Source organism: Candidatus Binataceae bacterium, assembly GCA_035500095.1.
Lineage (GTDB): Bacteria > Desulfobacterota > Binatia > Binatales > Binataceae > JAKAVN01.
Window position 1 is genome coordinate 21,808 of sequence record DATJXN010000131.1, and the last position, 10,784, is coordinate 32,591.

Annotated in this window: 12 protein-coding genes; 7 read left to right on the forward strand and 5 right to left on the reverse strand. The window is 64.9% G+C overall.

The features are described from left to right. Positions 1–38: 38 nt before the first annotated feature. The 4 genes from VMI09_14015 to VMI09_14030 all read left to right on the forward strand — a co-directional run bounded on the left by VMI09_14015 (position 39) and on the right by VMI09_14030 (position 4,788). Positions 39–1,625, forward strand: coding sequence for a L,D-transpeptidase family protein (locus VMI09_14015; protein HTQ25806.1), 1,587 nt, complete (start codon positions 39–41; stop codon positions 1,623–1,625). Between the two features lie 108 nt (positions 1,626–1,733). Then, a complete protein-coding gene (locus VMI09_14020; protein ID HTQ25807.1) occupies positions 1,734–2,915 on the forward strand; it encodes a DegT/DnrJ/EryC1/StrS family aminotransferase in 1,182 nt (393 codons plus the stop codon). Positions 2,916–3,008: 93 nt separating this feature from the next. Further along, positions 3,009–3,950 carry a UDP-glucuronic acid decarboxylase family protein gene (locus tag VMI09_14025; GenBank protein HTQ25808.1) on the forward strand — a complete coding sequence of 314 codons (942 nt, stop codon included), beginning with the start codon at positions 3,009–3,011 and terminating at the stop codon, positions 3,948–3,950. A 43-nt stretch (positions 3,951–3,993) separates the two neighbouring features. Continuing rightward, complete coding sequence (locus tag VMI09_14030; protein ID HTQ25809.1) at positions 3,994–4,788, forward strand: SDR family oxidoreductase; 795 nt, start codon at positions 3,994–3,996, stop codon at positions 4,786–4,788. A 22-nt stretch (positions 4,789–4,810) separates the two neighbouring features. Here the strand turns inward: VMI09_14030 and VMI09_14035 are convergent, their stop codons facing one another. Beyond that, the gene (locus tag VMI09_14035) at positions 4,811–5,998 is read right to left on the reverse strand and encodes an acyl-CoA dehydrogenase family protein (GenBank protein HTQ25810.1); all 1,188 of its coding nucleotides are present in this window, start codon (positions 5,996–5,998) and stop codon (positions 4,811–4,813) included. Between the two features lie 157 nt (positions 5,999–6,155). Here VMI09_14035 and VMI09_14040 point away from each other — a divergent pair, with 157 nt between their 5' ends. Together VMI09_14040 and VMI09_14045 are read left to right on the forward strand one after the other, a co-directional pair. Next, the gene (locus VMI09_14040; protein ID HTQ25811.1) at positions 6,156–6,455 is read left to right on the forward strand and encodes a putative quinol monooxygenase; all 300 of its coding nucleotides are present in this window, start codon (positions 6,156–6,158) and stop codon (positions 6,453–6,455) included. Between the two features lie 62 nt (positions 6,456–6,517). Then, entirely contained in the window at positions 6,518–7,522 is a 1,005-nt protein-coding gene (locus tag VMI09_14045) for an arginine deiminase-related protein (GenBank protein ID HTQ25812.1), read from the forward strand. Between the two features lie 43 nt (positions 7,523–7,565). Here the strand turns inward: VMI09_14045 and VMI09_14050 are convergent, their stop codons facing one another. After that, positions 7,566–8,129 carry a GNAT family N-acetyltransferase gene (locus VMI09_14050; GenBank protein ID HTQ25813.1) on the reverse strand — a complete coding sequence of 188 codons (564 nt, stop codon included), beginning with the start codon at positions 8,127–8,129 and terminating at the stop codon, positions 7,566–7,568. Continuing rightward, positions 8,108–8,341, reverse strand: a complete 234-nt coding sequence (locus tag VMI09_14055) for a ferredoxin (protein ID HTQ25814.1) — start codon at positions 8,339–8,341, stop codon at positions 8,108–8,110. The genes VMI09_14050 and VMI09_14055 overlap by 22 nt, the downstream gene beginning before the upstream one ends. A gap of 123 nt (positions 8,342–8,464) precedes the next feature. On the opposite strand from VMI09_14055, the gene acpS reads away from it, so the two are divergent. Next, entirely contained in the window at positions 8,465–8,854 is a 390-nt protein-coding gene (gene acpS / locus VMI09_14060; GenBank protein HTQ25815.1) for a holo-ACP synthase, read from the forward strand. A gap of 44 nt (positions 8,855–8,898) precedes the next feature. Here acpS and VMI09_14065 read toward each other — a convergent pair whose 3' ends face one another. Together VMI09_14065 and VMI09_14070 are read right to left on the reverse strand one after the other, a co-directional pair. After that, positions 8,899–10,359, reverse strand: a complete 1,461-nt coding sequence (locus VMI09_14065; GenBank protein ID HTQ25816.1) for a DUF4340 domain-containing protein — start codon at positions 10,357–10,359, stop codon at positions 8,899–8,901. Positions 10,360–10,392: 33 nt separating this feature from the next. Continuing rightward, on the reverse strand, positions 10,393–10,784 hold a 392-nt coding region (locus VMI09_14070), incomplete at its 5' end, for a hypothetical protein (GenBank protein HTQ25817.1).

A 10,784-nucleotide genomic window follows, 5' to 3' on the forward strand; every position in this document is an offset into this window, starting at 1 on the left:
GGGGGCGAGGCGTAGCAATGTACCGCAGGAGAGCGTGGTTGAGCTCGCGGATTGGCGCCGGATGTGTCGCGGCGCTGCTCTTGGCGGTGGTGGCGATCTGTGCGGCACCCCGTCTCGCGCATAGCTGGAGCGAAAACGATTTCGAGAACCGTCCACTGGTCGGTTATCCGGTTCCCGGCGCGCGCAACGATATTGTCGGTTCGCTGCAAACCTACACGATTCGCCAGGGCGACACCCTGCTCGACGTTGCGCGCTGGTACGGCCTTAGCCCAACCGAGGTTTCCAACGCCAACCATCACATGGATTGGTGGTCGCCGCCGGTCGGCAAACTGGTCGTCATCCCCACCGAGCACATCCTGCCTAATGCGCCGCGCTCCGGCATCGTGATGAACATCCCGGAGATGCGCCTTTACTACTATTACCCGACGGCGGCGGCCGCCGGCCGGCATAAAAACGGCAAGGCGCGGTTCACGCATACCGCCTATGCCGAACCGCGCCACCCCAAGGCTCGGCCGGGCAAAGCCAAGCCGCATGCGGCGGGCGGCGTGCATCCGACGGTCATCTACACTTTCCCGGTGGGACTCGGACGCTACGATTGGCGCACTCCGACCGGCATCTGGACGATTCGCGACAAAACTCACAATCCGACCTGGGTCGTGCCCGATGACATCTATCAAGAGCATCTCGAGCGCGACGGCGAGGCCGAGCACATGATCGAGGGCGGAGACCCCGACAATCCGCTCGGCCACTACCGGCTGGCGCTGACGCTGCCGATGTACGCGCTGCACGGAACCAACGTGCCGTGGGGCGTCGGGATGGAAGTCAGCCACGGATGCGTGCGGCTATATCCCGAGGATATCGAGCGCCTCTACAACCGCACGAGCGTCGGCACCCCGGGGCGTTTCGTTTATCAGCCGATCAAGTACGGATGGCGCAACGGATGGCTCTACGTCGAGGTCCATGAAGATCTCTACGGCGTTTATCCTGGACTGTGGCGCTACGCGCTCAACCTGGCGCAGAGCCAGGGACTGCTTCCCCATATAGAAACCGTGAAGCTCGAGAAGGCGGTCGAGGAGAAAACCGGCGTACCCACCTACATCATGCCGGGACCCGATCCGGCGGAAGCGCTGCCCCCAACCACCGATACCGCGAGCACTACGCCGCTGCCTGCGCCGGGCAGCGCCGCCTCCGCACCCGACGCGGACAACAGCGCCGGTGGCGGCAGTGCGGCAAGCGCCGGTGGCGCAAGCACGAGCGGCAGCACCAACGCCAGCACGGATACCGAGGCGGACACGGACACTGACAGCGAGGGCGACAGCACCACGGCCAAGGCCGCACCGGTGATCCCGGCAGCCCCGGCAATACCGGCAGCGCCGCGGATAAACGAGATCAGGACCGCGCCGATGCCCGCAGCGGCCGACGCTGAAAGCGACGACAGCGAGGGCGATACGAACGCTTCGGGCGCAACCGACGAAGGTGAGGCGCCCAAGACCGCGGCGAGCGCACCCGCCGCGGCCCTGGGCGGCGCTGCCAGCACCGGCAACAGCGGGGGCTCCAACGCGCCGAGCAATGGAGATGATTCGCAGTGGCGCCGTCTGCCGGCGGGCGCACTGCCGCTCGAATAGTCAGTCGCGGTTCGCGAGCTTCCCGATCGTGCTCGTGGCGAATTGACGCTTTCGCCGCACCACCTTGCCGCGCTTCGAAGCGATCCTCTATACTCCGCACGAACCGCGATGCGACAAGTCCCTTTTCATCGCCCCTCGATCGGCCCCGCTGAGGAGCGCGAGGTGCTCGACAGCCTGCGCTCGGGATGGATCACCACCGGCCCCAAAGCCAAGCGCTTCGAGAAAGAGTTCGCCGCTTACGTCGGCGCGCGCCACGCGCTGGCGGTCGCGCATTGCACGGGCGCGCTGCATCTGGCGCTGTTCGCGCTCGGCGTCGGACCGGGCGACGAGGTCATCACCACGCCGTTCACGTTCACGGCCACGGCCGAGGTGATCGGTTACCTTGGCGCGAGACCGGTATTCGTCGATGTCGATCCCGGCACCTTCAACCTGAACCCGGCGCGGGTCGAGGAAGCCCTCGAAAACGGACAGAATCGGCGCGTGCGCGCGATCTTGCCGGTGCACTTTGCCGGCCACGCCTGCAACATGGACCGTCTGCTCTCGATCGCCCGCAGCCACAACCTCAAGATCGTCGAGGACGCGGCGCACGCGGTCGGCTCGGCGCGCCATCTCGAGGGCCGCGGCATGACGCGGATCGGGACGATCGGCGACCTGTCCTGCTTCAGCTTTTACGCGACCAAGAACATCACCAGCGCCGAGGGCGGGATGGTGACGACCGAGGACGACGCGCTGGCCGAGCGGATCGCGGTCGCAAGCCTGCACGGGATGAATCGCGACGCCTGGAAGCGCTACGATCGCAGCGGTTCGTGGTTTTACGAGATCCACGACGTCGGCTTCAAGTACAACCTCTCCGACGTCCACGCCGCGATCGGCGTGGCGCAACTCGCGCGCGCCGACGAATTCATGCGCCGGCGCACGGCGATCGCGCGCGCCTACAACGACGCGCTGCGCGCGGAGCCTGCGCTCCAGGTCCCGTACGAGGAGCCTGGCATCGAGCACGCCTGGCATCTCTACGTTCTGCGCATGCGTCCCGAGCAGCTTCGGATCGGGCGCGCGCAGATGGTCGAGCTTCTGCGCGAACGCGGCGTCGGAACCTCGGTGCACTGCATTCCGCTCAACACGATGCACTTCTATCAGCAACGCTACGGCTACCGCACCGGCGATTTCCCGGTTGCCGAGGACGTGTACAGCCGATGCCTGTCGCTGCCGATCTATCCCGCGATGAGCGACGACGACGTGGCCTACGTGATCGAGAACGTGCTCGCGCTGGTGCGCGAAAACCGCCGCTGACGCCGCGCGCCGCCGCGGCGGGCAGCCTTCCGCGCACGCGGCCAATCCTTTAGAATTCTGGGCTGCGGGAGTTTCCTGCGGGAGGGGCGCGACGTGCGAATACTGGTGACGGGCGGCGCGGGGTTCCTTGGATCGCACCTGTGCGAGCGGCTGCTTCGCGAGGGGCACGACGTCATCTGTCTCGACAACTATTTCAGCGGCAAGCGCGCCAGCATCCAGCACCTGAAGGCCCATCCCGCCTTCGAGTTCATCCGCCACGACATCGTCGAGCCGATTCTGCTCGAAGTCGATCGCATCTTTCATCTCGCCTGTCCCGCCTCGCCGGTGCACTACCAGTACAACCCGGTCAAAACCATCAAGACCAGCGTGATGGGCACGATCAACATGCTGGGGCTGGCCAAGCGCGTGCGCGCGCGAATCCTGCTGACCTCGACCAGCGAGGTTTACGGCGACCCCGAGCAGCATCCGCAGACCGAGAGCTACTGGGGCCACGTCAATCCGATCGGCGTGCGTTCCTGCTACGACGAGGGTAAGCGGGTGGCCGAGTGCCTGATGATGGATTACCACCGCCAGAACAACGTCGACATCCGCATCGTGCGCATCTTCAACACTTACGGGCCACGGATGGCGATCAACGACGGACGGGTGGTGTCCAACTTCTGCGTCGCGGCGCTGCGCGGCGAGGAACTGCCGATCTATGGCGACGGCAAGCAGACCCGTTCGTTCGCCTACGTCGACGACATCATCGAGGCGCTGGTGCGGATGATGAACGCGGAAGGTCTCACCGGGCCGGTCAATATCGGCAATCCCGATGAGTTCACGATCCTGGAGCTCGCGTCGCTCGCGGTCGAACTTGCCCGCAGCGGCTCGAAGCTCGCATACCATCCCGCGCGGCCCGACGACCCGGTGCGCCGCCGTCCGGATATCAGCCTCGCCAGTTCGGCGCTCGGATGGTCGCCGAAAATTCCGCTGCGCCAGGGACTCGCGATGACTGTCGAGCACTTCCGCAAGGAACTGGGCCTTACATCCGCTTAACCCGCATCGTTCCGGGTCTTTCCGAGCCAACGGAGGAGCCAACTTGCCAACCGCGTTAATCACCGGAGCATCGAGCGGGCTCGGCGAACAGTTCGCCTATGCGCTGGGCCGCGAGCACTACGACCTCGTGTTGGTCGCCCGGCGCGAAGACCGGCTCGCGGAAGTCGCCGGACGCGCGCGCACCGCAGGCTCCGGCACGGTGCGGATCGTTCCTGTTGACCTCGCCCGGCATGAGACTCCGGCCGCGCTCTATCAGCAGCTCGCCGGCGACGGCGTTCAAATCGATTACCTGGTCAACAACGCTGGCTTCGGCACGACCGGCAGCTTTCATCTTTTGCCGCTCGAGCGCGAACTCGAAGAGATCGAGCTCAACGTAACTTCGTTGGTGGCGATGACGCGGCTGTTTCTGCCCGCGATGGTCGAACGGCGGCGCGGCACGGTAATCAATGTCGCCTCGACCGCGGCCTTCCAGGCCACGCCCTACATGGCGACTTACGGCGCGAGCAAGGCCTTCGTGCTGAGCTTCAGCGAGGCGGTCGCCGCGGAACTGCGGGGAACGGGCGTGACCGTGATGGCGTTCTGCCCGGGGCCGGTCCACACCGAGTTCCAGAAGGTCGCGAACAACGAGCGGATGCACGCTCCGTCGTTCATGTGGACCGAAGCGGATCAGGTCGTCAGCCAGGCGATAGCGGCGGCCGCGAGCGGCCGTTCAGTATGCGTGGCGGGCGCGCTCAACAACGCGCTGGTGATCGCGAGCAAGTTCGCGCCGCGCGCGCTCTCGACTTATGTCGCCAGCACGATGATGCGCCCGTCGTCCGTGGAGAAGACGCACAAATAAAACCGATCCGCACGCGCGGCGGCTACTGCTTGAGCAGGCTCCGCGCGATCACCATCCGCTGGATCTGCGACGTACCCTCGTAAATCTGCAGCAGCTTCGCGTCGCGCATCAGCTTCTGCACCGGATAGTCATTCATGTAGCCGTAGCCGCCGAAGATCTGCACCGCGTCCGTGGTGACCTTCATGCAGGCATCGGCGCTGTAGAGCTTGGCGTAACTCGAAATCGCGTTGGGGCTCTCGCCCCGATCGACCAGCCACGCCGCCTTGTAGGTCAAGAGACGCATCGCTTCGACCGCCACCGCCATGTCGGCCATCATGAACTGGATCGCCTGGAAGCTCGCGATCGGCGCGCCGAAGGCCTGGCGCTGCTGCGAGTATTTGACGCACTCGTCGAGCGCGCGCTGGGCGACGCCGGTCGCGATCGCGCCGATTTCGGGACGGCTGCGGTCGAACGTCGCCATCGCGTACTTGAAGCCCTCGCCCTCGCGGCCGACCATCGCGCTGGCCGGGATGCGCACCTCGTCATAGACGATCTCGCCGGTGTCGGCGGCGCGCTGGCCGAGCTTGCCGTGCATCCGCCGCCGCGTGATCCCCGGAAGGTCGGCGGGAAAGACGAAGCACGAGATGCCCTTGTGCTTGAGCTTGCGGTCGGCGGTCGCGAAGGTCACGTACCAATCGGCCATCGAGCCGTTCGAGATGAAATGCTTGGTGCCGTTGAGCACGAAGGAGTCGCCCTCGCGCCGATACGTCGTGCTCATCGCGGCGACGTCGGAGCCGGCGCCCGGCTCGGTGATCGCGAAGGCGCAAAGGGTCAGCTCCTTGACCAGGCGGCCGAGGTAGGTGGCTTTCTGTTCCTCGTTGCCCGCGACCACCAGCGGCAGCGTTGCGAGTTCGTTGGCGCCGACCGCGTTAGCCATCCCGGAGCATCCGTAGTTCAGCTCCTCGATAATGATGCTCGAGTCGAGGATGCTGAGGCCGAGGCCGCCCTGCTCGCGCGGCACGCCGAGGTTCATCAGGCCGGCCTTGAAGGCGGCCGCGCAGACGTCGCGCGGAAAGATCTCCTTCTCGTCGTACTCGCGCGCGCGCGGAATCATCTCGCGTTCGGCAAATTCGCGCGCGAGACGGCGCAAGTCCTTCTGCTCGTCGGTAAGCTCGAACCCGATCATTATCTGCCCTCTCTGCTCGGTTGTGCGTGCCGCCAAATCGGCCATTCAGGCAATCGTGGCCCGCCAGCGGCCTACCGATCTTGCGCGAAGCGTGCGCCGAGCGCAAAGCCGCGGGCGCTTGCTGCCAGGGCGGGCTGCGAAAAGGGGCGGCTTGTAAAAGGCCTCCGGCCCAACTATGACCAGAGAAAACAAGGAGAAACCGATGTCGTTCACATTGATTGCGAGAATCAAAGCCAAGCCAGGATCCGAAGGTGAACTCGAGGCTGCCTTTCGCGACATGATCAAGAAAGTCCGCGCCGCCGAGCCGGGCTGCCTGACTTACGTCCTGCACAAGTCGAAGGACGATCCGACCACTTTCGTCTGGTACGAGACCTACACCGACGACGCCGCCTTCGCGACGCATCGCAAGACCGAGCACATGAAAGAGATGGGCGCGCGGATCGCGAATCTGCTGGCCGAGAAGCCGCAGATCGAATTGCTGACGGAACTCGACCGCAAGTAGGCGCGGCGCCGCGCGCGCGGCGGACATACTCCGGGTCGCGGAACAGCAGCGGAGCCGTAACGATGCCCCGAACCGTCCTCATGGGCGATCCCACCTATTTCTCGGTACTCGGCGGCGCCAATCCGCACACCCGCAACGTCCTCGGCATCAGGAAGTCCGTTGATGCCGGCCGCGCGCGCAAGCAATGGCACGGGCTTGCGCGTGCGCTCCTCGCGTACGGCGCAGAGGTATGCGTAATCGAACCGCATCAGGGGTTGAGCGGTCTCGTCTATCCCGCCAATGCGGGCTTCCTGTATCCGCTGGGCGACGCGCCTGCGGAAGACAGGATTTTTTATCTCGCCAACCTGCTGCCGACGCGCGCCCGCGAGCGCGAGGTCTATCGGCCTTTCCTCGAGTCGATAGGTTATCGATGCGGCGCGATGACGGCGCGCTTCGAGGGCGAGGCCGATTTCTTCCCCGCCGGAAGCTTTATGCTTTTCACCTACGGGAGCGTCGAACGCCAGCGCTTCGTTCCGCGCCTGGGGATTCCGCCCTGGCGGCGCGTCTATGGCTTCCGCTCGGACGCAGGCGCCGCCCAGGAACTCCGACTGATCGCGAAAGAACATCCGATAATCGAGCTCGAGCTGTGCCTGGAGGCGCACTATCACGGCGACACGGTGCTCTGCTCGTTCGGCCCGCGCCGCGAGTATCTCCTCGCCTATATGGAGGGGATGACGCCTGCGTCCCGCGAGCGTCTGCGCGCCGAGTTTCGCGGCAACCTGATCGAGCTGGCGGAGGCCGACGCCGCGCTCTACGCGGCCAACTCATACCAGGTTGACCACGACGGCAGGTTCTTTCTGTTCATGCCCGCAGGCATTAGCGATGCGCTGATCGCCAAGGTACATGACCGCGATGTCGAGCCGGTGCTGGTCGATGTGAGCGAATTTCTGGCCAAGGGCGGCGGGTCGGTGAAATGTATGATCCTCGACCTGGGACTACGCGAAAGGCAGCCTGCCGAACCGGCCGCGATCGAGTTCCGCGCGAAAAGATCCTATCAGCAGGTGTTTCCGAATCCGCCGGCGGTTTGAAAGCGATCAGAGCGGCGTTTCGCGCCGCGACTCAACGCCGCGATCAACGTTCGATCACGCCGTCGCGCGAGAGGTCGAGCCCGAGCGCGTCGATTCGCGCGAGCTGCTCCGGATGGGCGCGCAGATAGCCCGCCGTGAAAGTGCCGTCCAGATCTTCGACCATCGCGGTCAATGCGACAGGCTCGAATCCGAAGCGAAGCATATAGTCCTGGCTTATACCGTCCCGGCTTATACAGTCGTGGCCGCGGCGACCGAGCGCATACAGTTTTCGCGCGCCGCGCGTATGCGCCGCCTTGCGCGCGGCTCCGACCAGCGCCGTGCCGATTCCGCGCCGGCGCATCGCCTCGCTAACCGCGAGCGACCGGATGACCGCCATATCGACGATCGTCTCGATTCCAATGATTCCGGCCAGAACGGTGCTCGCATCTCCGACCGATGCGCCTATCCAGCACGCGCCCGGCGCGTCCAGTCCGCCTGCGGCGATTCCCGCCGATTCGCCGACCTGGGCCAGCAGAACTTCGATCGCTGCAAGATCGCCGGTCTGTGCGACGTACAGTTCGCCCGGCGCGCGGCGCCGGCGTGCGGCTATTTTTTGGGTGGCGGAAATAGCTGTGTCCCGGTTTCTTCGTCAAGTACGACTATCGCCTTGACCGGACATCCGCGCGCTGCAGCCAGGATGGCCGCGTCGGGCGCGCCGGCCGGATCGTAGACCTCAGACTTGCCCTCGGCGTCGAGACGAAAGACGGTCGGCGCCGACTCGATGCAATCCTCGCTCGAGATGCATTTCGCTTTGTTGACGGTGATCTTGAGCTGCGCCATCGGGTTCTCCTGCCGGCCGGTTCTGTAATGAAGAATAGAATCGGGCGTCGAGTGGCCGCAAGCCGTTTCGCCGGCCCCTCGAGCCTTTCTTCGTCCATTCGCTCCGTCTAAGATTGCGGCGTCATGCGGATCGCCGGCACCGGAATCGACATGATCGAAGTCGAACGCGTCGAGCGCGCGCTTACCCGCCCGCAGACCGGCGAGCGCTTTCGCGAACGCGTCTATACCGAGCGCGAAGTCGCCTACTGCGAATCGCGCGGACGCCCGCGCTACCAGAGCTATGCCGCCCGCTTCGCCGCCAAGGAGGCAGCGATGAAGGCGATGGGCACCGGATGGAACCGCAACGTGGGCTGGCGCGAGATCGAAGTGGTGCGCGAGCGCGGCCAGGCGCCGACGATCGTGCTCTCGGGCAAGGCGGCCGAGTTCGCGCGCCGCAAGCGCATCGCCGTCTTCCATCTGAGCCTCACCCACACCGCGACCAGCGCGATGGCTTACGTTATCGCCGAAGGCTGAGCGCCGGGCCGCGGGGCCGCCAAAAGAAATTCGCGGACCGGTGACTATTTTTTCGCCGGCATAGGCGCGGGCGTCCCTAGTGCCTGGGTCATCTGAAACTGGTCCCCGTTCATGTCCAACTGGCTGAAGTCGGACTCGCGCAGACTGTAAACCGCGGTGCCTGCGGTAGAGGTCGCGTAGTTTTCGATCCGCGTCTCGGTCCGCTCGGCCTTGGACTTCGATTCGGACTCGTCGTCGCCTTCGGCAGGCGCCACCTGCACCTTGGTGTGGATCTGCGCGAGCTTGACCGTGCCGATCTTCTTGTCGTCCAGACCAAAGACCGCGATCTGCTCGGTCGGCTTGTCCATCGAGACTTTCTGCGGATCGGTCATCGGGTCCTGAACGATCTTATCGCCCTTCAGATTCGCCAGCTCGTCGAGAAAAGTCTGCACGGCCTGGCCGTTGGCGGGCGAACTCTTGTTACCGTCGGCCACCAGCCATTTGCCGGCCTGGCCGCGCGAGAGCGTGAACTGCTTGCCGTGGTTTTCGATTTCGAGACGCCCGATCTTGAGCGGGTCGAACCTCATCACGGTCTTGTCGCGCAGGTCCCATGCGCTCAGGTTGACCTTGGCGAGCAGCGCGTCATCCACGGTGTAGACCGAATTCTCGCCGCCGCGCTTGGCGTAAACGGCCTTCTTTGAAGCTTGCGGCTGTTCCAGTCCAATCAGCAGCGGATGATTGGTCTTGTCCTTGCCGGTGTAAACGTCGATCTCGATCTGCGGATTCTTCAGCCCGTACTGGCCAAGGTCCTTGGGCGCGTCGGTCACGAACTCGTTGATGTGCGCATCAACCAGCGCGGTCAGCATCTGCGCGACACTATCGGCGTCGGCCGGATAGTGGCCGGGCGCGACGATTCGCCATTGCCCGCCCTGCCGGTCGATTTCAATCGGCGCGCTGGCGCCGCTGTGCAGCACGATCTGTTGCACGTCCTCCATGTTGAAGGTCGCAAGCTCACGCGAGCGCACGTCGTTGACCTTCTTGGTGATCGCGCTGGTGAAATCGCTGGTGGTCATCAGCACCGACGGCTGATTGGCGAGCTTCACGTAAACCCCGGTGCTCACCGGGCTTGCATTGCCGACCAGCAGTTCGGGCAGGACGCCCTTGTTATCGGTCGTGACGGTTATCCTCGCCGTGGGTGTCTCGAGACCGAAGGGCTTGAGGCTCACGGGCTGGTCCTGGATCGTGCGGGTGAGCTGCGCGTTGGCCAGCGCCTGGGCCAGGCCGTCGACCGAACCCTGGTCGCCGTCGGTCTTGATCGGCTTGACCACGCTCCACGTGTGATTGGGATTACGAACCAGCTCGAGTTCGCTGTCGGGGTAGCGGAGGTCGATGCCGCTGATGTGCCTGGCGTCGACGTTGAACAGCGTCGGCGGCGGCACCGGCCGGGAACCGAACAGGATGATGAGCGAATAGCCGCCCAGCACCACCAGCAGGATTAGAACGATGACGGTATTGCGCAGACGCATCGCAGAACGCGGAGCCGAACTTCAGCGGCGGCGTCAGTTACGCCGCTCCCACCACACGACGATTCCCAGGATCAGCAGCAGCTCGGGCAACATCAGCACCGAGGCCACGAAAACAGTGTTGAACTGGCTGACGCTCAGGTCCACGCGCGAGGCGCGCAGCGCGCGCGGGCGAATCGCGATCGTGGCGCTCTCGCCGGCCAGCCAATCCACCGTGTTGAGGAAGAAATCCTGGTTGAAGACCTGCGCGATGTCCTGGTTGTCGGCGAAGTCGGTCGAGCCGTAAACCACCAGGCGGGCGTCGCCCGCGCCCCACTTGAGCTTCTTGTTGTCGGCGTCGACGGCCGCCGCGACCGTGATCGGGCCCTTGCGATCCTTGGGACCCTGCTGAAACTTCTGCTGTTTGAAAATTGCGTCGACCCCGGCGG

Bases quoted from the DNA above. Each gene is read 5' to 3' on its own strand.
- acpS (HTQ25815.1), top strand. From the start codon at position 8,465: ATGCGGATCGCCGGCACCGGAATCGACATGATCGAAGTCGAACGCGTC.
- VMI09_14045 (HTQ25812.1), top strand. From the start codon at position 6,518: ATGCCCCGAACCGTCCTCATGGGCGATCCCACCTATTTCTCGGTACTC.
- VMI09_14020 (HTQ25807.1), top strand. From the start codon at position 1,734: ATGCGACAAGTCCCTTTTCATCGCCCCTCGATCGGCCCCGCTGAGGAG.
- VMI09_14065 (HTQ25816.1), bottom strand. From the start codon at position 10,359: ATGCGTCTGCGCAATACCGTCATCGTTCTAATCCTGCTGGTGGTGCTG.
- VMI09_14055 (HTQ25814.1), bottom strand. From the start codon at position 8,341: ATGGCGCAGCTCAAGATCACCGTCAACAAAGCGAAATGCATCTCGAGC.
- VMI09_14035 (HTQ25810.1), bottom strand. From the start codon at position 5,998: ATGGCCGATTTGGCGGCACGCACAACCGAGCAGAGAGGGCAGATAATG.
- VMI09_14040 (HTQ25811.1), top strand. From the start codon at position 6,156: ATGTCGTTCACATTGATTGCGAGAATCAAAGCCAAGCCAGGATCCGAA.